The sequence below is a fragment of the Lactobacillus sp. ESL0700 genome (assembly GCF_029392095.1).
Classification (GTDB): domain Bacteria; phylum Bacillota; class Bacilli; order Lactobacillales; family Lactobacillaceae; genus Lactobacillus.
Map to the genome: position 1 here is coordinate 46403 of NZ_CP113930.1, position 20909 is coordinate 67311.

A 20909-nucleotide genomic window follows, 5' to 3' on the forward strand; every position below is an offset into this window, starting at 1 on the left:
TAATGATTTTATGTTTCAAGATTTAAATTTGCTCCTCTCGAAGATATAGCTGTATTATAAGACGATTATGTTAATAAACGTATGCAAATTTATTAAAATTGTTTAACAATATTAATTACTAATAGAAGTAACAAGTAAATTAATTTTAGATATATATGGAAGGAAAAATAAAATGGCAGCTAAAATGATTATCCACGACACTCTGTTTTTAAAGCAAAAAGCGGAGCAGGCGACAAAAGAAGATTACCAAGTTGCAATTGATCTGCGCGACACATTAATCGCTAAGCGGGAGTCAGCTGCGGGACTTGCGGCCAATATGATTGGTATTAATAAGAAGATTATTGCTTTTTATATGGGAGATTTGCCGATTGTAATGATTAATCCACGAATAATTGCTAAAAGTGGACGATATTCGGTCCAAGAGGGATGCCTTTCTTTATTTGGTTTAAGAAAAACTGTCCGTTATCAGACGATTACTGTTGAATATCAGAACCTAAATTTCCAGACGCAGAAACAAAGTTTTTCAGGTTTTATTGCAGAAACAATTCAGCATGAGGTGGATCATTGTGCTGGAATCCTGATTTAATGAAAAGTTTTTTCATTAAAAAGCATTGATATATCAAGCTTTATTATTATTTCTAAAAAAAGTAGGCAAAAAAGCTTGCAAAAGTGAAAACAAGTTGGTAATATTAATAACTGTCGTCGGGCAAGACAAGTCAAGGCTTGTCAGACCGGGCGGCGAAAGAAAATTAAACAAAGGTCTTGACAATAAGATTTAAGTTTAGTAAGATAATAAACGCTGCTGAGGAAAGCAAGATTTCTTCAGGAGCGGGGCAGAAAAAAGTTCTTGACAAAAGAAAATACATCTGCTAAAATAAAACAAGCGCAGTTGTAAAGCGATTTACAGCAGCGGGTAGTACCTTGAAAACTGAACAATGTTTTCGCAAAGTGTGCGGGTGTAAGAACCCAAAACAAAAAAGCGAAGTCAATTTCGCAAGCAAATAAATCCGAGATGCAAATCTTGGAACGAATGAGCAAACATTCAAACAAACATTAAAAATGAGAGTTTGATCCTGGCTCAGGACGAACGCTGGCGGCGTGCCTAATACATGCAAGTCGAGCGAGCAATTTTAGTTGAATACCTTCGGGTAGGACATTAAAAGCGCGAGCGGCGGATGGGTGAGTAACACGTGGGTAACCTACCCTCTAGATTGGGATACCATTTGGAAACAGATGCTAATACCGAATAAGAAGTAAGATCACATGATCTAGCTATGAAAGGCGGCTTTCGAGCTGTCACTAGAGGATGGACCCGCGGTGCATTAGCTAGTTGGTAAGGTAACGGCTTACCAAGGCGATGATGCATAGCCGAGTTGAGAGACTGAACGGCCACATTGGGACTGAGACACGGCCCAAACTCCTACGGGAGGCAGCAGTAGGGAATCTTCCACAATGGACGCAAGTCTGATGGAGCAACGCCGCGTGAGTGAAGAAGGTTTTCGGATCGTAAAGCTCTGTTGTTGGTGAAGAAGGATAGTTAGAGTAACTGCTAATTATTTGACGGTAATCAACCAGAAAGTCACGGCTAACTACGTGCCAGCAGCCGCGGTAATACGTAGGTGGCAAGCGTTGTCCGGATTTATTGGGCGTAAAGCGAACGCAGGCGGGAAGACAAGTCAGATGTGAAAGCCCTCGGCTCAACCGGGGAATTGCATCTGAAACTGCCTTTCTTGAGTGCAGAAGAGGAGAGTGGAACTCCATGTGTAGCGGTGGAATGCGTAGATATATGGAAGAACACCAGTGGCGAAGGCGGCTCTCTGGTCTGTAACTGACGCTGAGGTTCGAAAGCATGGGTAGCGAACAGGATTAGATACCCTGGTAGTCCATGCCGTAAACGATGAGTGCTAAGTGTTGGGAGGTTTCCGCCTCTCAGTGCTGCAGCTAACGCATTAAGCACTCCGCCTGGGGAGTACGACCGCAAGGTTAAAACTCAAAGGAATTGACGGGGGCCCGCACAAGCGGTGGAGCATGTGGTTTAATTCGAAGCAACGCGAAGAACCTTACCAGGTCTTGACATCTAGTGCAATTCATAGAGATATGAAGTTCTCTTCGGAGACACTAAGACAGGTGGTGCATGGCTGTCGTCAGCTCGTGTCGTGAGATGTTGGGTTAAGTCCCGCAACGAGCGCAACCCTTATTATTAGTTGCCAGCATTAAGTTGGGCACTCTAATGAGACTGCCGGTGACAAACCGGAGGAAGGTGGGGACGACGTCAAGTCATCATGCCCCTTATGACCTGGGCTACACACGTGCTACAATGGTTAGTACAACGAGGAGCGAACCTGTGAAGGCAAGCGAATCTCTTAAAGCTAATCTCAGTTCGGATTGCACTCTGCAACTCGAGTGCATGAAGCTGGAATCGCTAGTAATCGCGGATCAGAACGCCGCGGTGAATACGTTCCCGGGCCTTGTACACACCGCCCGTCACACCATGAGAGTCTGTAATACCCAAAGCCGGTAGGATAACCCTTCGGGGAGTCAGCCGTCTAAGGTAGGACAGATGATTAGGGTGAAGTCGTAACAAGGTAGCCGTAGGAGAACCTGCGGCTGGATCACCTCCTTTCTAAGGAAGAGCGAATAGGTGGAGAGTAGAGATACTAGAGGAAGCCTAGGAGCAACGGAAGCACACGGAGCGAGAACATTGTTTAGTTTTGAGGGTAGTACCTCAAAAGAGTTAGTACATTGAAAACTGAATATAATCCAAGAAAAAACCGAGACACAATCAAAGAGAAAAGAAACAGATTGCAAGAGCGACCGAGAGAGTAGATCTTAAGAGTAAGGTCAAGTAAAGAAGGGCGCACGGTGAATGCCTAGGCACAAGAAGGCGAAGAAGGACGCGACGAACGGCGAAATGCTTCGGGGAGCGGTAAGTACGCAGAGATCCGGAGGTATCCGAATGGGGAACCCAATATGAGCGATCATATTACTAGCTGATGAATACATAGTCAGGTAGGGCAAGACGCAGTGAACTGAAACATCTAAGTAGCTGCAGGAAGAGAAAGAAAAATCGATTTCCCTAGTAGCGGCGAGCGAAGAGGAAAGAGCCCAAACCGATTGATTTATCAATCGGGGTTGTAGGACTGCAATAAGGTAGTGGAAGAGATAGCAGAATTATCTGGGAAGGTAAGCCAGAGAGGGTGAGAGCCCCGTAAGCGAAATTGAATTCACGCCGAGCAGGATCCTGAGTAGGCCGGAACACGAGGAATTCCGGTTGAAGCAGCGAGGACCATCTCGCAAGGCTAAATACTAATTTGTGACCGATAGTGAACCAGTACCGTGAGGGAAAGGTGAAAAGAACCCCGGAAGGGGAGTGAAAGAGAACCTGAAACCGTGTGCCTACAAGTAGTCAGAGCCCATTAAAGGGTGATGGCGTGCCTTTTGTAGAATGAACCGGCGAGTTACGTTAACTAGCGAGGTTAAGTCAGAAAAGACGGAGCCGCAGCGAAAGCGAGTCTGAAAAGGGCGCGATAGTTAGTTGATGTAGACCCGAAACCAAGTGACCTACCCATGGCCAGGTTGAAGGTGCGGTAAAACGCACTGGAGGACCGAACCCACGTAAGTTAAAAATTGCGGGGATGAGCTGTGGGTAGCGGAAATCAAAAAATTCCAAACGAACTTGGAGATAGCTGGTTCTCTCCGAAATAGCTTTAGGGCTAGCCTGGTGCGAGGATGATAATGGAGGTAGAGCTCTGTTTGGACGAAGGGCCCGTCAGGGGTTACTGAATTCAGATAAACTGCGAATTCCAGATATCAAAGCACTGGAGTCAGACTGCGAGTGATAAGATCCGTAGTCGAAAGGGAAACAGCCCAGATCACCAGTTAAGGTCCCAAAATCTATGCTAAGTGGAAAAGGATGTGGAGTTGCGTAGACAACTAGGATGTTGGCTCAGAAGCAGCCATCATTAAAAGAGTGCGTAATAGCTCACTAGTCGAGTGACGCTGCGCCGAAAATTTACCGGGGCTAAGCATAGTACCGAAACTGTGGATGTGTAGTAATACACGTGGTAGGAGAGCGTTCTAAGTGCGGTGAAGGCTAATCGAGAGGATAGTTGGAGCGCTTAGAAGTGAGAATGCCGGTATGAGTAGCGAAAGATAGGTGAGAATCTATCCGCCGAAAGACTAAGGTTTCCTGGGGCAGGCTCGTCCGCCCAGGGTAAGTCGGGACCTAAGGTAAGGCCGAGAGGCGTAGCCGATGGACAACAGGTAGAGATTCCTGTACTGCGTTAAATCGTTAATAGCGAAGGAGGGACGCAGGAGGCAAGGAACGCATGGCGCTGGAAGCCATGTTCAAGCGATAAGTGAGAGAGTGAGTCAAATGCTTGCTTTCGATAATCACAAGTCGTGATGAGGAGCGAAATAAAGTAGCGAAGGTTCTGTAGTCACACTGCCAAGAAAAGCTTCTAGTGAGAGATAACGTACCCGTACCGCAAACCGACACAGGTAGTCGAGTGGAGAACACTAAGGTGAGCGAGAGAACTCTCGTTAAGGAACTCGGCAAAATCGCCCCGTAACTTCGGAAGAAGGGGTGCTGGTGTAACAGCCAGCCGCAGTGAATAGGCCCAAACAACTGTTTATCAAAAACACAGGTATCTGCAAAAGTCGTAAGACGACGTATAGGTGCTGACACCTGCCCGGTGCTGGAAGGTTAAGGAGAGAGCTTAGTCGTAAGACGAAGGTTCGAACTGAAGCCCCAGTAAACGGCGGCCGTAACTATAACGGTCCTAAGGTAGCGAAATTCCTTGTCGGGTAAGTTCCGACCTGCACGAAAGGTGTAATGATTTGGGCACTGTCTCAACGAGAGACTCGGTGAAATTATAATACCCGTGAAGATGCGGGTTACCCGCGACAGGACGGAAAGACCCCATGGAGCTTTACTGCAATTTGATATTGGGTAGCTGTTAAACATGTACAGGATAGGTAGGAGCCAGAGAAGATAGGACGCTAGTCTTATTGGAGGCAATGTTGGGATACTACCCTTGTTTGATGGCTACTCTAACTAGTATCTCTAAGCGAGATATAGGACAGTGTCAGATGGGCAGTTTGACTGGGGCGGTCGCCTCCTAAAGAGTAACGGAGGCGCCCAAAGGTTTCCCTCAGAATGGTTGGAAATCATTCACAGAGTGTAAAGGTATAAGGGAGCTTGACTGCGAGAGAGACAACTCGAGCAGGGACGAAAGTCGGGCTTAGTGATCTGGTGGTACCGCATGGAAGGGCCATCACTCAACGGATAAAAGCTACCCTGGGGATAACAGGCTTATCTCCCCAAGAGTTCACATCGACGGGGAGGTTTGGCACCTCGATGTCGGCTCGTCGCATCCTGGGGCTGAAGTTGGTCCCAAGGGTTGGGCTGTTCGCCCATTAAAGCGGCACGCGAGCTGGGTTCAGAACGTCGTGAGACAGTTCGGTCCCTATCCGTCGTGGGCGTTGGAAATTTGAGAGGAGCTGTCCTTAGTACGAGAGGACCGGGATGGACATACCGCTGGTGTACCAGTTGTCTTGCCAAAGGCATAGCTGGGTAGCTAAGTATGGCAGGGATAAGCGCTGAAAGCATCTAAGTGCGAAGCCCCCCTCAAGATGAGATTTCCCATACGAAAGTAGTAAGACACCTCTAAGACTAAGAGGTAGATAGGCTAGGAGTGGAAGAGTCGTGAGACTTGGAGCGGACTAGTACTAATCAGTCGAGGACTTGACCAGAGCTTGAGCAATCTGGGATTGTGAGTAAGGATTTTCAAGAGATTATATTTAGTTTTGAGTGTAAGAACTCAAAAGAAAAAGTACGGTGGCAATAGCAAGAAGGAAACACCTGTAACCATGTCGAACACAGTAGTTAAGCTTCTTCACGCCGAGAGTAGTTGGTGGGAGACTGCCTGCGAGGGTAGGACGCTGCCGTGCTTTTTTAATATTCCGGCTTAGCTCAGTTGGTAGAGCGCTTGACTGTTAATCAAGATGTCGTCAGTTCGAGTCTGACAGCCGGAGCAAAGTGAGAGAAAGAGGACCTAGGGTCCTCTTTTTTGTGCGCTATTTTTATCTGATAATTGGTTGAATCTGTAATTCTTGAAACTTCGTAATTAAATTACTTAGGCTAGGACTTAGAACCTGTTCATGTTTTACAGCAATGAAATACTTTATTTCAATCAGTTGTGGATCTAATGGTAAAAGATTGATTGGCGTTTGCGCCATTCGCTTAATAATACTGGCAGCTGAAATTGTTAGGCCGACACCTTTAATTGCTAAATTAGTAGCAGTGATAATGCTGTTACTTTCTAAAATGATGTTAGGTTTAATATGAAACTTTTGAAAAGCACCGTCAACTTGATGTCTGATTGCAGAATTAGTTGAGCTGACTACAAAAGGTTCTTTGAGCAGATCAGTAATTTGATATTCTGTTGGACTTAAAATAAATTTGCCTTTTTTGAAGTAAGGTGAAGAAGGTGGAATGATAACAAAATACTTTTCACTACCGTTGACATAAAAGTCTAATCCATGATTAAGTGATTCAGGTGTTTGTCCAATGTAGCAGTCAATTTGTTCATGTAATAATTGGGCTTCATTCTTTCTGGGAAATGATTCAAACAATTGTACTTTGACATTAGTATTATCAATTAAAAAGTTTGGCAGTAATTCGGGTAGTAAAAATGTTCCCAAACTTTCTAAAATACCAATGCGAATGATTTCTTTATCTGGATGGATGTAAGGCGTCAGCTTTTGGGCTAAGTTTTGCTTGTTTTGAATTGTTGTTTCTAAGTATTTATAGTAAATTAGGCCTGCTTCAGTTAGAGTAAAGGGAATATTATTGCGATTAATAATGGGAGTTCCCAATTGTTGCTCAATTCGCTTAATTAACTGCGTTAGATAGGGCTGGGAAATATATAATTCGTGTGCAGCTCGAGTAAAATTGCTTTCTTTAAGCAAAGCATCAAGATAGTGTAATAAAATTTCTGGATTTTTCATTAAGTTCCTCCGATAACAAAAGTGTTATGACTTGCTTGCCATAAAAGTATTTTACGATTTAGTCAAATATTAGTAAACTTTATTTATTAAATGTTGCAGAAGGGAAGCAAAAATAATGAAACCAGGTACATATAATGTAAAAGCAAAAGGTCACGGCGCTAGCTTCATGCCAATGAAAGTGACCCTTTCTGAAGACAAGATAACTGATATTACAATTGATTCCAGTGGTGAAACTAAGGGTGTCGCTGATAAAGTTTTCGAGCGTTTACCAAAGCAAATCATTGATAATCAAACTTTAAATGTTGATGCTGTCAGTGGTGCAACGATTTCAAGTAAAGGTGTGGTTGATGGGATTGCTGAAGCAATTACCGAAGCCGGTGGCGATGCTCAAGAATGGCAAAACCGCGCTAAGCCAAGCGTTGGTGACAGTGAAGATGCTGAATATACAACTGATGTTGTCGTAATTGGTGCTGGTGGTGCTGGACTTGCCGCAGCTGCAAAAACAATTCAAAATGGCAAAAAGGTTATTGTTTTAGAAAAATATCCACAAATTGGTGGTAACACTACCCGTGCTGGTGGTCCATTAAACGCTGCAGAACCTGACTGGCAAAAGCAATTTAAGGCACTTCCGGGTGAAAAAGAAAGCTTGATTAAGTTAGCAGAAACCCCAATTGATGAGATTGATCCCGAATTCCAAGCAGACTTTGAAAAATTACAAAAGCAAATTAAGGCTTATGTAGAGTCTGGTGACGACTACCTCTTTGACTCAGTCTTATTACATGAAATTCAAACTTATTTGGGTGGTAAACGGACAGATTTAAATGGTAATGAAATCCACGGAAATTATGCCTTAGTAACCAAATTAGTTAATAATGTTTTGGACTCTGTTAAGTGGCTAACAGATTTGGGTGTTAAATTCGATCGTAGTGACGTTACAATGCCAGTTGGTGCTTTATGGCGCAGAGGTCATAAGCCAGTTGAACCAATGGGTTATGCTTTTATCCACGTTTTAGGTGACTGGACTAAGGCTCATGGTGCAACAATTTTAACTGAGACAAGAGCCAAGCATTTGATTATCACTGACGGCCAAGTTACAGGCGTAATTGCTGAAACCGGCAGCGGCAGCAAGGTAACAATTCACGCGCAAAAAGTCATTTTAACTTCCGGTGGTTTTGGCGCAAACACACCAATGGTGCAAAAGTACAACACATACTGGAAACATATTGATGATGATATTGCTACAACTAACTCACCAGCAATTACTGGTGACGGGATTGCACTTGGTCAAGAAGCAGGTGCTAAGTTAGTCGGCATGGGCTTTATCCAATTAATGCCAGTTTCTGATCCAAAAACTGGTGAATTGTTTACCGGATTGCAAACACCGCCAGAGAACTTTATCATGGTTAACCAAAAGGGTGAGCGTTTTGTTAATGAATTTGCGGAACGTGATACCTTGGCTCAAGCTGCAATTGCTAATGGTGGCTTGTTCTACCTGATTGCTGATGAAAAAATTAAGGCAACTGCTTACAATACAACTCAAGAATCGATTGATGCGCAAGTTGAAGCAGGCACGTTGCTCAAGGCTGATACACTTGAAGAATTAGCTGAAAAAGCAGGCATGGATCCAGCCGTCTTAGTATCAACGATTAAGAAATATAATTCTTATGTTGACGCTGGTAAAGATCCTGAATTTGGTAAGAGTGCCTTCCACCTGAAGTGTGAGGTTGCACCATTTTACGCAACACCGCGTAAACCGGCAATTCACCATACTATGGGCGGAGTTAAGATTAATCCTAAGGCGCAAGTGCTTGATGAAAATGACCACGTAATTAACGGTCTGTATGCTGCTGGTGAAGTAGCTGGTGGGTTACATGCAGGTAACCGCTTGGGTGGTAACTCCTTGGCTGATATCTTTACTTTTGGTCGCATTGCTGCCGACACTGCTTGCAGTGAAATGAAAGAAACTGATACAGCAACTGGTGCGTCAGCACATTAATAATTAGTAAATAAAAAATAATAGCTAACCTTTTTTGGTTAACTATTATTTTTTTGCTTATAAATAGCCGCGCTCGAGCCCGATAAAAATCGTCACAATTAATAAATCGGCGCAGCCACCTAGGCTGTAGTTGTGTTCTAGACATTCCTGATTGAGCTGTCTTAATTTTTGTTTGCCAGCATCAGTTGCGTAGCCGCCCAAGGCCAAATACGCAGCTGCTTCTTTGTGCAGCCAATCAATTACTTGGGCATTGCCAGCACGCTTAATTAGATTGCTGTCGACAGCACTGGTAGCAATTTTCATTAGTGTATCTAATAGTCTTGCTTGAGTAGTGCCAGTACTATTTTTTAAAAAAGGTAGGGCAATTTCTTCAACAATTGGGTAGCCCTGCTCGGCTTCTGCCCGAGCACCACCATAGCCATACTCGGCATATTCTTTCTCGCCAGCAGTTTGCGGTGAACGGATGTGACCTAAATCATGCTCGACTAGGCCGTGGCACATTTTTCGAATAGTAGTAAAGAGTTCTGTGTGGTGAGTTTGGCTGTAGCTTTCAGCACAAGTAAAAATCCCTAAAGCAAAAATTGCTCCCTTGTGCGTATTAACTCCTTGAGTCGCCGCAAGCATCGCTGTTTCAGCGGCAATGCCCTTGCGGCGCAATGCGAAAAACATCTGCGTTAAGTCAGATCCCGTAAAAGTTTGGCCGATTTCAACTGCGTCACTGAAGTATTGCGTCAAGCTAAGGCTGCTGTCAATAAAAGTATAAATGTTCATATCAGGGTGCGGGCCGGGACTGCCGGGGTCAACCAGACCAGGTTTAGGTCCTGTTGTAACCTCATAAAATAGTGCCCGCAGCGCATTTTGCGTAATTGAATTTATCATAGATTAATATCTTACTTATTAAATTGTGTTCTAAAATCCGACTATCTGTAGTAACATAGTCTTTTATGCTATTTATAATTTTTTATAAATTATAAGGTAATTTGAGAATAACATAATTCAAAAAGTGTCTCAAGTTGATAAAGATTATTAAAAATGTCGCAAAACTTGGCGAAGTAAATTTATTCGTTAAGAAATATTGATGTCAGTTTAGAAGGAGAGAGAAATGGTTTTAACATGGTGGTCGGCGCTGCTGGGATTGATATTAGCAATTATTTTAATATTGAAAAAATTAAACCCTGTTTATTCGCTGATTTTGGGGGCAATCCTAGCTTGTTTGATAGGTGGGGCTAGTTTAACACAGACGATTAATATTCTGGTGGCCGGCGGTCAAAGCGTTATGGGCACGATCTTACGCGTCCTAGCTGCAGGGATGCTGGCTGGTGTCATGATGGAATCTGGCGCGGCCAATATTATTGCTAAAACAATTGTAAATAAGCTTGGTGACAAATTAGCGATTTTTGCGTTAGCACTTGCTACAATGGTGATTACGGCTGTCGGGGTTTTTATTCCGGTAGCCGTTTTGATAGTTGCTCCAATTGCTTTAGAGGTTGGTCAAAGAATGCATATCTCTAAGTTGGCGCTGCTTGTTGCGTTATCTGGTGGGGGTAAGGCGGGAAATATTATTTCGCCTAATCCCAATACAATTGCGGCGGCTAAAGGCTTTAAGGTGACATTAAGTCAGTTGATGATTGCCGATTTTATTCCTGCGCTTGTTTCGCTTTTAGTGACGGTAGTTGTTGCCAGTTTAATTAAAGGTAAGGGGTCAGCTGTTACTGATCAAGATTTGGCAGGTTTGAGTGCTGAGGATAACACTGATGCTTTACCATCTCTAGCTTCAGCGTTAGTTACTCCGATTTTGGCGATTTTGTTATTATTAATTAACCCAATTGGGTCGATTTTTAATTTGACCGTTTTAACTAAAATAAATCTGGATGCAATGTATGTTTTGCCAATTGCCAGTATCATTGGTGCGCTCGCCATGAAGCAGGGCAAAAAATTACGCGATTATGCGCAAGCTGGAATTGGCCGGATGACCGATGTTGTGTTAATTTTAATTGGGGCAGGTGCAATTGGTGCGACGATAACTAATTCAACCTTACCCAAGTTAATCATTATGTTAATCAAGTCCTCAGGGATTTCAGGGGTCTTTTTGGCTCCAATTTCGGGTATCTTGATGGCAGCTGCGTCGGCCTCGACATCTACTGGTGTCATTTTGGCTACCGGCTCGTTTACTAAGGCAATTCTGGGATTTGGCATTTCACCTTTGGCTGGTGCCGCAATGGTACATACGGGCGCGATTGTCATCGACCATTTGCCACAAGGTAATTATTTCCACGTAACGGCTAATGCAATGAACATGGATATTAAGGAACGCTCCAAGGCAATTGCGTATGAGACGATTGTCGGTTTAAGTGCAACAATTGTTGCGACTGTTCTGTATGGCTTTATCCACTTAATGTAGTTTTCAGAAAGGAATCTGATTGTGAAAATTGTAATTGCACCAGACTCATTTAAAGGGAGCTTAACGGCTAAAGAAGCGGCTCTTGCAATTAAGCAGGGGATGCAGCCGATTTTACCGCAAGCTGAATATGCGATTGTACCAATGGCTGATGGCGGCGAAGGAACAGTTAGTGCCCTGACAGCTGCGACTAACGGCAAGTTCATTCAAGAAAAAGTTACTGGACCACTGGGACAAAAGGTAACGGCTACCTATGGTATTTTAGGTACATCTAACACCGCCGTGATTGAAATGGCGGCAGCCAGTGGGATGCAATATGTGACGCAGCAAACACATAATCCCCTGATTGCAACAACCTATGGCACGGGAGAATTAATTACTAGTGCCCTTAATCAAGGAGTTAGCCAGATTATTCTCGGTATTGGCGGCTCGGCAACTAATGATGGTGGTGCAGGGATGGCCCAAGCACTTGGCTACCAATTACTTGATAACGAGGGGCATGAGCTTGCTTTTGGTGGTGGTGAGCTCGCTAAGTTAGCTAAGATTGATACTAGCAAGGTTGATCCCAGACTCAAACAGGTGAAAATTTTGATTGCTTCTGATGTGACTAATCCGTTGGTTGGTCCAGATGGTGCCAGTTATATTTTTGGCCCGCAGAAGGGTGCAACTGCAGAAATGGTGGTTAAGTTAGACCACAATCTTGCTCACTACGCTGACGTAATTCGTCAGGAATTGAAGGTTGACGTTAAGAATCTAGCTGGTGCTGGTGCTGCTGGCGGATTAGGTGCTGGACTGATTGCTTTTACCAATTCAACAATGGCTAAGGGCAGCGACATTGTTATTCGCTTTAGCGGATTTAAGGAAAAGCTGAAGCAGGCAGATATCGTAATTACCGGTGAAGGTGGAATTGACTACCAAACACAGTTTGGTAAAACGCCGTATGGTGTCGCGCTTGCTGCTAAAGAGGTTGCACCTGATGCACTTGTGCTGGCACTTGCCGGTAATATTGGTCAAGATGTTAGTGCATTATATGAAAATGGCGTAATTGATGCGATTTTTGCCACTCCAGTTGGCGCTGAAGCATTGCCTGAGGCAATTGCCAATGCCGTACACGATGTGGCTGTGACAGCCGAAAATGTGGCACGTTTAATCAAAAATTTAAGTAAATAAAAAGCAGGTGTCCCTTGAGACACCTGCTTTTTTGATGAGGTAATTAGTCTTCGTAAGTACCAACTTGGTTTAACTTAGCCAAAACGCTCTTGCCGTGAGGTGATTGTGCAATCCCTTCGTCTAAAGCTTGACCAGCTGAAAAGCCGTGGTGTTCACCATCTGTCCAGTGTGAATTACCGGATACATCGTAAACCTTACCGTCAATAGCAACGTAAGCTGGGTTGCCGTTTTTACCATCGTATTTTGCCAAAGATTCTTTTGTGAACTTCTCCATTGAAGAACACTCCTTCCATAATCAACATTTATGTTTGTAACTACTATTAGAATAATCCCCTAAAATAAATAAGTCTATTTATATGCTTGCATATTTTTTCACTTGTTGCATTAACCAATAGTGTCTTAAGGGATAAAAGTACAATTTTTCCTATACTAATAAGCGCTTTCTTAAGTAGCAGAAGTTTGTCCGTAATTCAGTTTTAGTATGTGTTGTTGGTCGATAATGACTTCGAGACTGAAATTGAGATAAACATCTTCTGTTTGCCAGGGGAAAGGTTGGTTATTGTTCAACTTGAGTAGGATTTGAAGCGTAATAAAGGTTCAAAAAAGGTAATATTTACGTTGATCTGAATCAATTAAAAAAAGCCCAGGCTAACCTGGGCTTTTTACAGCTGAACTACTTACGCAGTTTGTCAATGATATCTTTGATATCGTCAAGCACATCTTGAGCTTTTGCAAACACAAGATACAGCAGAATCAGAACAACTATATGCTGCACGCTTTTCACCTCCTCACTGGAAGCTGGTCAACTTCCTCAGATGTGCACATTACGTGCTTTTTCATTTTACCAAACTTTATAGTTGTGGTACACTACGTATGAATCAGAATGATGTGTTTCTACACGTTCACATTATGTGCAACGCAAGTTTGGTCACTTGCAACGCGCGGTGACGACCTCAATTGGTCGTCTTTTTTTATGCAGAAAAGTTAGATATTTTTAAATTTAGGTCGTTGCTAATACACGATTCCGGTATTTTACTGGGTCGTGTATTTTAATTGATATACTCCTTGATTAGTGTACGAAATTAACAGCTGAGCCTGAGTTTATTAGGTAAATTATTCCAAATTTAAAGCATCAATTATATCTTTAATTCTGAGTAGAAGAAATGCTCCACAATTGTGGAGCACTTCTACGTTTTTAATAAATAATAATATCGCCATCAGTTGAAGCCAGCTGCAAAGTGTCATTTGAGGCAATTGTACTGGAAAACTTGTTGCCGATGCTGGACTTGTGATAAATAATTGTCCCGTGCTTGGAAGTAAGATGGTAATTCATATCATGAGCTAATTGCTTTAGGTACAAGTCGCCCGCAGTTGAACTAACAATATTGTCATTAGTCAATTGGCTGCGACTGATCCTGACATCGCCATTTTTGGAATTAAGTTTTAAAGTTAAATTACACTGGGCAATATCAGAATTACCATTTAATGTTTGCAGGATAAATTGTCCGCACGCGCTGCGCTTGACGGTAATGTTGCCGTTGCGTGATTGTAATGAAATAGTGGCAACTTTTGCCTGCGTCATTCTGACATCACCATTTTTGGAATTAAGGGTCAAGTCTTTAGCCAGAGTGACATTATTAAATAAAGTATCACCATTATCTTGTTGCAAGGTCATTGTCTGTAAATTAATGTCTTGCAGGATAACATTGCCGTTAGTGCTATATCCGCTGATGGTTGTAAGCACTAAGCTACTGGGAACAATAATTTCAACGTGGCTGGTAGCTGTCCGCCAATTAATAACAATTAAGCCCTTGTTTTTGAGTGGTTGCTGTTCATCGACGACCAAGGTTTGCCCCTCAGTTTTAACCTCAATTGGTCTACTATTATAATCTGTGATTAAAACTTTGAAGCTATTGCCGGAATGGATATATAAATCCGCATTATTAAGTGTTACTTTAATGCTGATAAAATTATCGGGAATAATTGTTCGTTTTCGCGAAGGATTTTTTTCCACGTGAAACCCCCGCACGTAATTGTCACTAGCAGACTTGGGTGATGTCAGATGAGCAACCTTAGTAATTTCTTGATAATCACTGCAGACATCGCGGGCTAATTCTGTTGGCTGACCAAGTTCCTTTTCAATTTCTTCTTTTGTTTGAAAGTCGCCACTTATTAAAAAGTCACGGTAAAACGCAAGAATAGCCTGTCGCTGTTTAGGAGATAGGTCCAGTAATTTACGCGCTAAAATTTTAATATAATCATCAATTATTCGAGCCATGACTATTCTTCCACATTAAGTAAGTTTAAATTATTTCTAAATCTATTATATGCTTTTAATTATTAAATAATTGCTTAAACGGCTTTAATTAAAATTTTTGCCGCCAAAAATCTTGCACTTAATTTTTAACGTGGTACTATTTAGATAAGCATCTAATTAGACATTTATCTAAATAGTTAGGAGAAAATGATCAATGAGTTTTGAAGGTAGCTTTAAGGCACTCTCTGATCCAGTTCGTCGTAAAATCTTGCAGTTGTTAAAGAATGGCCGGTTATCAGCCGGAGAAATTGCCCAGCATTTTAACATGACCAAGGCAACGATCTCATATCATCTCAATATTTTGAAAAAGGCGGATTTGGTTTTTGAAGAACGAGAGAAAAATTTTATTTATTATTCACTAAATACAACAATTTTAGAAGAAATTATGACGTGGTTAATTGATTTAAAAGGGGGTCATAATGATGAAAAATAATTTGCGTAGAACGTGGCTAATCACTAGTTTAGTAATCTTAGTTTCGCTATTGATCGGGCTACTACTTTGGTCTAAATTGCCTAATGTAATGGCAACACATTTTGGTAATAACAATGAACCTAATGGCTGGATGCCTAAGTGGGTTGCGGTTTTTGGTCTGCCATTAATAATGCTGGGGCTGCAGTGGTTTGTTTATTTTCGGACTGCTAAGCAAAATATTAATCCCAAACTCGCCAATGTGGGCCTATGGCTAGTGCCACTAATTTCAGTTATTGTTTGCCTTTGCATGTACACTTTTAATTTAGGCTATCACGTCAAGGTAGGGATGATTGTTACTCTGCTTGTAGGATTTGTTTTTGTGCTAATCGGCAACTTTTTACCTAAAGCGCAACCTAACAGGGCGATAGGTGTGCGGCTGCCACGGACGTTAACTAACAGTGAAAATTGGCGCAAAACTAACCGCTTTACTGGTTGGCTCCTTGTCTTGTGTGGCTTAGTCCTGATGGCTCTGTCATGTTATCAAATTTGGTGGTTGATTATCCCAGTTGCAGCTGCGGTAGTCATCTTGCCGGTAATTTACTCTTATTTATTGGCAAAATAAAAGAGTATTAGGGAAATATTCATGGAAAAACCGATTTTTATTTTAATTAGGGGCAATTCAGGCAGCGGAAAAACTGCATTAGCAGACAGCTTGCAAGAACGGCTTGGTTATCACAGGTGCCTAGTGCTGCATGAGGATGTGTTGCGCAGAGATATTTTACATGTGAAAGAAGGAAGCCCATTAACTGCAGAATTAATTAAACTATTAGTCGACTTTGGCAAACAAAAGTATGCCGTGGTAATTCTAGAAGGAATTTTACCGCGGAAGATTTATGGTGAGCTGCTTAAGAAAATTATTACTGAATTTGGCTCACAAGCATATAGCTATTACCTGGATGTTTCTTTTGCGGAAACATTGAAGCATAACCAATTAAAGCCGGAGCCGTTTGCACGAGAAACTTTGCAAAAATGGTGGCTAACAGATGATTATTTGGCTAAGGCAGAAACCCGCTTGGGTGAAGGCCCAACTGCCGTCTTAGCAGACAGAATTTTAGCAGAAGTCAATTTGTAAAAATATTCGATAAAACAAAACAAGTTCCTCAGATATTACTCCGAGGAACTTGTTTTTGGTATAAAAAAAGCACCGCCTACTTGCAGTGCCAATTCTATTATGGTGGGTGGCCAGGGGTTCGAACCCTGGACCCACGGATTAAGAGTCCGTTGCTCTGCCAGCTGAGCTAGCCACCCAAGTCATATTTATCTGTTGACAATTAAATATATTAGCAATTATTTTTGGTTTTGACAAGAGTTTTGAGCAAAAAAATTTCAAAAAAGATAAAAAAACAGCGATTAAGTTAATAATCGCTGTTTTATAGGTTATGGGTGGCCAGGGGTTCGAACCCTGGACCCACGGATTAAGAGTCCGTTGCTCTGCCAGCTGAGCTAGCCACCCAAATCGTTATTACATATAACCGACAAAAACTATTATGCTATTATTTTTAGTGAATTGCAAGTTTTTTTATTAAATTTCGGTGACTTTTTTGGCTAATAGGGTAAAAACCAGTATAATAAAAGAAAAGGGGGACTTTCGATGCCAAAGAAGATTCTCGTTGTCGATGACGAAAAACCGATTTCTGATATTATCAAGTTTAATTTAACTAAGGAAGGGTTCGATGTCGACACCGCTTATGATGGCGAAGAAGCCGTCAAGAAAGTTGATGAATACAATCCAGATTTAATGATTTTGGATCTGATGCTGCCTAAGAAGGATGGCTTGGAGGTTGCGCGTGAGGTCAGACAAACGCATGACATGCCAATTATCATGGTGACAGCTAAGGATACCGAGATTGACAAGGTGTTGGGCCTAGAAATGGGTGCTGATGACTATGTTACTAAGCCTTTTTCCAATCGAGAACTAGTTGCTCGGGTTAAGGCTAATTTGCGGCGCCGTGATATTGTCAAAAAGGTTGAGAGCGCAAATCAAGAGAGTGCGACTAAGAATATCACGATTGGCAACTTGGTAATCATGCCGGATGCCTACATCGTTGAAAAAGACGGTAAAAAGATCGAACTAACCCACCGCGAGTTTGAGCTGCTCTATTATTTAGCCCAGCACATGGGACAAGTGATGACTAGAGAGCATTTGCTACAAACCGTTTGGGGTTATGATTACTTCGGGGATGTGCGGACCGTCGACGTTACGGTTCACCGTTTGCGTGAAAAAATCGAGGATAACCCCGTACAAGCGCAAATTCTGCTGACACGGCGTGGTGTTGGCTATTACGTCAAACAAGCAAATGAAGATTAAACAAGAAAAAGCCTGCCGGACTATTTTTAGTGCGCGGCTTTTTTACTATCTAATAATGAAAAATAATGAAAAAAATCAAGAGTAAGTTAAAACATCTATTTATTTCGATTAATACGACTTTGGCAATTGTCTTTATGGCAATGATTATTGCCATGATTGAAGTTATTGGGGCGTATTTTACTAGGCAATTGGAACAAAACAGCATTGAGAGTTTCCAGTCGTCAATTCAGGTACCGCCGATTGTTACCAATCAGCTGTCATTGCAATTGCTGCGCGATAATAAACGACCAAGTACCAGCTTGAACCGCATCGTTAATGATTACAGCAATGGTACTAACACGATTAGTGAGATTATCGTGGTTGATAACAAGGATATTATTCGGGCGGTATCAAACCTAAATGACAAAAGCCGAATTGGCCAGCGGGTCAACAATCTGCTGGTTAAGCAAGTTACGTCGACGGGACGTCAGGCAACCAAAGTAATCACTGATAAAGATAATTATATGGTGCAGGTGACGCCGCTGAATGCGGGCAATGGGTCGACCAACACAGTTGGGGCGATTTATGTGCGAGCGTCAATGCAGGGGGTATTTAATAATTTGCGTAATATCTCCTTTATGTTCTTGGTGACATCGTTAATTGCCGCGGTGATGGGCGCGATCTTGTCATTAGTTGTTTCGCATGCGATTACCAAGCCAATTGAGGAAATGCAGGGGCAGGCGTTAAATATTGCCGATGGTGATTATTCCAGTCAGGTAAAGATTTATTCTAATGATGAATTGGGACAATTAGGCCAAGCCTTTAATACTCTGTCCGTGCGCATTGAGCGGTCGCAGGAAGAGTCTGAGAGTGAGCAGCGCCGGCTGGATAGCGTGTTGTCACACATGAGTGATGGGGTGCTAGCGACCGATCGGCACGGCAACGTTAGCGTTGTTAACCAGATGGCGCTCAATTTTTTAAATAAAACCAAGAAAGACATTATTAACAAGCCAATTGCGGAAGTTTTGGGACTAAAAGAAATCTCACAAGATTTAATGTCCAATCAAAAAGGAATTGTCATTACGCTTAACGAGGGCACGCGTGATGAAGTGATTTTGCATGCCAGCTTTTCACTGATTAAGCGGGTAACGGGCTTTGTGTCCGGGAGTGTTTGTGTGCTGCATGATATTACCGAGCAGCAGAAGAATGAAAACTCACAAAAGCAATTTGTATCTAACGTGTCGCATGAACTGCGGACGCCGCTGACAAGTCTGCACGCCTATATTGAAACTCTGAATGAGGGTGCGTGGAAGGATCCGAATGTGGCCCCGCAATTTTTGCAAGTAACGCAAGAAGAAACTGAACGCATGATCCGTATGATTAACGAGCTGCTCAGTCTGTCGCGGATGGACCGCGGGGTGTCCAAGGTTGACGTTGAGTGGGTCAACTTTAACGATTTTGTGGCACACATTTTGGACAGGTTTGACATAATTGTTAAAACTGATGCCAAAGAGGGCAAGAAGAAGTACACCATCAGGCGCAAATTGGGCACGCAGGCCTTGTGGGTTGAAATTGACACCGATAAGATGGCGCAAGTAATCGATAATATTATGAATAATGCGATTAAGTATTCGCCAGATGGTGGGACAATCACGGTTAAATTGCAGCAGGAACAAAATCGCTTGCTTTTAAGCATAGCTGACCAAGGACTCGGGATTCCGCGTGAAGACCTTAACAAAATTTTTGATCGGTTTTATCGGGTTGATAAGGCACGCTCGCGGGCGCAAGGTGGTACCGGCTTAGGTTTAGCAATTGCTAAGGAAATTGTGACAGCCCATCATGGTCAAATTTGGGCTAACAGCAGTGAGGGCAAGGGCTCCACCTTCTACATTGCCTTGCCGTACGAGCCGATGAGCGAGGAGGACGATTGGGATGAAATTTAAGTTTAAATTTGGCGATTTCTTCTTGCTGGTCGGCACACTGCTTGTCTTTAGCTTGTCGATTGTGTTGTGGATTTTTATCATGACCAACGACCAGTATTTTAGCCATATTAACCAGACTAGCAGCGTAACGCAGCAGTCGCGTAATCGGCTCAATAATTCGATTTATGACCTGTATATCCCGACTTGCTCTTATGGTTTTAAAAATGGGCAGCTCTACCGGTTGTACGATGCCAAGAAAAATTTACCGCTTGAGTTTACCAAGGAATTAAAAGGGATTAAGTTTAAAAATCTAAATGTTGTGAGCACCAGTCGTACTAAATACGAGCACATGCTCAACAATCCTGATTATATTCAGCTGACTTTTCCCGATGAGGTTAGCATCAAGCTGTTTACTAAGCAAAATACGCTCGAAAGTGGGAAAAAATTCCGCCGAGTTTTTATTTCTAATAATGATAATCGGCTTTATCTGGGCAATGATGAGACAACGACTGTGTACCGGATTGATTTGGCTCGGGCAAATTTTGCTAAACTGCGCAGCTATGCTAGTCATGCACACAGCAGAACGCCGGTTAAGTTAGTGCGACTGAAGAACTATTACGAGGTCTTTTATACTAATGCGGAACGCTGGCGGGTATATAGCTACCTAACTAATAATCAGACAGACTCGTACTTTGTCTCGCGGCTGCTGGGGACAACTAATGTGACGGCTCATTCAAGTAAAAAGGGCTGGATTACATATTCGCTTAATTATTACACTAAATTGCGAATTCCTAAGAGTGGCACGAAAAAGCATGACTTACTTTATACCAAATATGAAAAAAGTAAGAATCTAGCGGTGCACGAGCGATTACTAGACAGCGTTGATTATGTGCACAAGCTAGGGTTAAGTGAGCAAGATTTGCGTTTCTTTGATACCAATGGCATGTCGATCAGTTATACCAATTATATTGAAGGGCTGCCCGTTTTTGCGGAACAACATACACCGCAGATTAAGACGAGTTTTACACCAGAATCAATGCAGGTGGCGTTTAATAATATTGATTTGCAAATTCCAATCCCATTTGACGGGCAGACACGTAATCTGCCGAGCACAGACACGGTGCTGCAGGAGTTAATTAATCAGGGGCTTAAAAGAGACCAGATTCAGCGAATTATTGTTGGCTTTAGGATGGTTAAGGACAACAGCCACGACCACCTAGCTAATCTAATTCCAACTTATTACGTTAAGGCTTATAATCGTTGGCAAAGCTTAAGTGAATGGCAAAAGCAAGATTTGACGGCTTTAAACAAGGACAATAAGGAAGGAGCACAATAA

At 42.5% G+C, this 20909-nt stretch carries 14 protein-coding genes, 3 tRNA genes and 3 rRNA genes; 14 read left to right on the plus strand and 6 right to left on the minus strand.

Annotation, left to right across the window (positions count from 1 at the left end; all coding sequences use genetic code 11):
* Nucleotides 1-172 precede the first annotated feature (172 nt).
* From OZX63_RS00240 to OZX63_RS00260, 5 genes are all read left to right on the plus strand, one after another.
* A complete protein-coding gene (locus tag OZX63_RS00240) occupies nt 173-586 on the plus strand; it encodes a peptide deformylase (protein ID WP_277143593.1) in 414 nt (137 codons plus the stop codon).
* A 469-nt stretch (nt 587-1055) separates the two neighbouring features.
* Nucleotides 1056-2623, plus strand: a 16S ribosomal RNA gene (locus OZX63_RS00245).
* A 216-nt stretch (nt 2624-2839) separates the two neighbouring features.
* Nucleotides 2840-5754, plus strand: a 23S ribosomal RNA gene (locus tag OZX63_RS00250).
* Between the two features lie 81 nt (nt 5755-5835).
* Nucleotides 5836-5952: ribosomal RNA gene (rrf, locus tag OZX63_RS00255) — 5S ribosomal RNA — on the plus strand.
* The 16S, 23S and 5S rRNA genes sit together here with 1 tRNA gene alongside, the layout of an rRNA operon.
* An 11-nt stretch (nt 5953-5963) precedes the next feature.
* A tRNA-Asn gene (locus tag OZX63_RS00260) sits at nt 5964-6036 on the plus strand.
* A 48-nt stretch (nt 6037-6084) separates the two neighbouring features.
* Here OZX63_RS00260 and OZX63_RS00265 read toward each other — a convergent pair.
* Entirely contained in the window at nt 6085-7011 is a 927-nt protein-coding gene (locus OZX63_RS00265; protein ID WP_277143595.1) for a LysR family transcriptional regulator, read from the minus strand.
* A gap of 115 nt (nt 7012-7126) precedes the next feature.
* On the opposite strand from OZX63_RS00265, the gene OZX63_RS00270 reads away from it, so the two are divergent.
* A complete protein-coding gene (locus OZX63_RS00270) occupies nt 7127-9007 on the plus strand; it encodes a flavocytochrome c (RefSeq protein WP_277143597.1) in 1881 nt (626 codons plus the stop codon).
* A gap of 57 nt (nt 9008-9064) precedes the next feature.
* On the opposite strand, the gene OZX63_RS00275 is transcribed toward OZX63_RS00270, so the two are convergent.
* Nucleotides 9065-9886, minus strand: coding sequence for a triphosphoribosyl-dephospho-CoA synthase (locus tag OZX63_RS00275; RefSeq protein WP_277143599.1), 822 nt, complete (start codon nt 9884-9886; stop codon nt 9065-9067).
* Between the two features lie 223 nt (nt 9887-10109).
* On the opposite strand from OZX63_RS00275, the gene OZX63_RS00280 reads away from it, so the two are divergent.
* Both OZX63_RS00280 and OZX63_RS00285 read left to right on the plus strand, forming a co-directional pair.
* Entirely contained in the window at nt 10110-11408 is a 1299-nt protein-coding gene (locus OZX63_RS00280; RefSeq protein ID WP_277143601.1) for an SLC13 family permease, read from the plus strand.
* A gap of 21 nt (nt 11409-11429) precedes the next feature.
* A complete protein-coding gene (locus OZX63_RS00285) occupies nt 11430-12575 on the plus strand; it encodes a glycerate kinase (protein WP_277143603.1) in 1146 nt (381 codons plus the stop codon).
* A 43-nt stretch (nt 12576-12618) separates the two neighbouring features.
* On the opposite strand, the gene OZX63_RS00290 is transcribed toward OZX63_RS00285, so the two are convergent.
* Entirely contained in the window at nt 12619-12849 is a 231-nt protein-coding gene (locus OZX63_RS00290; RefSeq protein WP_277143604.1) for a cytochrome b5 domain-containing protein, read from the minus strand.
* 921 nt (nt 12850-13770) lie between these two features.
* A complete protein-coding gene (locus OZX63_RS00295) occupies nt 13771-14853 on the minus strand; it encodes a DUF4097 family beta strand repeat-containing protein (RefSeq protein WP_277143606.1) in 1083 nt (360 codons plus the stop codon).
* A 193-nt stretch (nt 14854-15046) separates the two neighbouring features.
* On the opposite strand from OZX63_RS00295, the gene OZX63_RS00300 reads away from it, so the two are divergent.
* From OZX63_RS00300 to OZX63_RS00310, 3 genes are read left to right on the plus strand one after another with little or no spacing between them, the layout of a single operon-like run.
* Nucleotides 15047-15325: an autorepressor SdpR family transcription factor gene (locus tag OZX63_RS00300; protein ID WP_277143608.1), complete on the plus strand. Its 279-nt coding sequence runs from the start codon at nt 15047-15049 to the stop codon at nt 15323-15325.
* A complete protein-coding gene (locus OZX63_RS00305; protein WP_277143610.1) occupies nt 15312-15926 on the plus strand; it encodes an SdpI family protein in 615 nt (204 codons plus the stop codon). Before OZX63_RS00300 ends, OZX63_RS00305 begins: the two co-directional genes overlap by 14 nt.
* Nucleotides 15927-15947: 21 nt before the next feature.
* Complete coding sequence (locus OZX63_RS00310; RefSeq protein WP_277143612.1) at nt 15948-16436, plus strand: zeta toxin family protein; 489 nt, start codon at nt 15948-15950, stop codon at nt 16434-16436.
* A gap of 100 nt (nt 16437-16536) precedes the next feature.
* Here OZX63_RS00310 and OZX63_RS00315 read toward each other — a convergent pair.
* Both OZX63_RS00315 and OZX63_RS00320 read right to left on the minus strand, forming a co-directional pair.
* Nucleotides 16537-16612 (minus strand) — tRNA-Lys (locus OZX63_RS00315).
* Between the two features lie 132 nt (nt 16613-16744).
* Nucleotides 16745-16817 (minus strand) — tRNA-Lys (locus OZX63_RS00320).
* A gap of 138 nt (nt 16818-16955) precedes the next feature.
* On the opposite strand from OZX63_RS00320, the gene yycF reads away from it, so the two are divergent.
* The 3 genes from yycF to OZX63_RS00335 all read left to right on the plus strand — a co-directional run bounded on the left by yycF (nt 16956) and on the right by OZX63_RS00335 (nt 20909).
* Nucleotides 16956-17672, plus strand: a complete 717-nt coding sequence (gene yycF / locus OZX63_RS00325; protein WP_277143614.1) for a response regulator YycF — start codon at nt 16956-16958, stop codon at nt 17670-17672.
* A gap of 65 nt (nt 17673-17737) precedes the next feature.
* The gene (gene walK, locus OZX63_RS00330; RefSeq protein WP_277143615.1) at nt 17738-19594 is read left to right on the plus strand and encodes a cell wall metabolism sensor histidine kinase WalK; all 1857 of its coding nucleotides are present in this window, start codon (nt 17738-17740) and stop codon (nt 19592-19594) included.
* Nucleotides 19584-20909, plus strand: coding sequence for a hypothetical protein (locus OZX63_RS00335; protein WP_277143617.1), 1326 nt, complete (start codon nt 19584-19586; stop codon nt 20907-20909). The genes walK and OZX63_RS00335 overlap by 11 nt, the downstream gene beginning before the upstream one ends.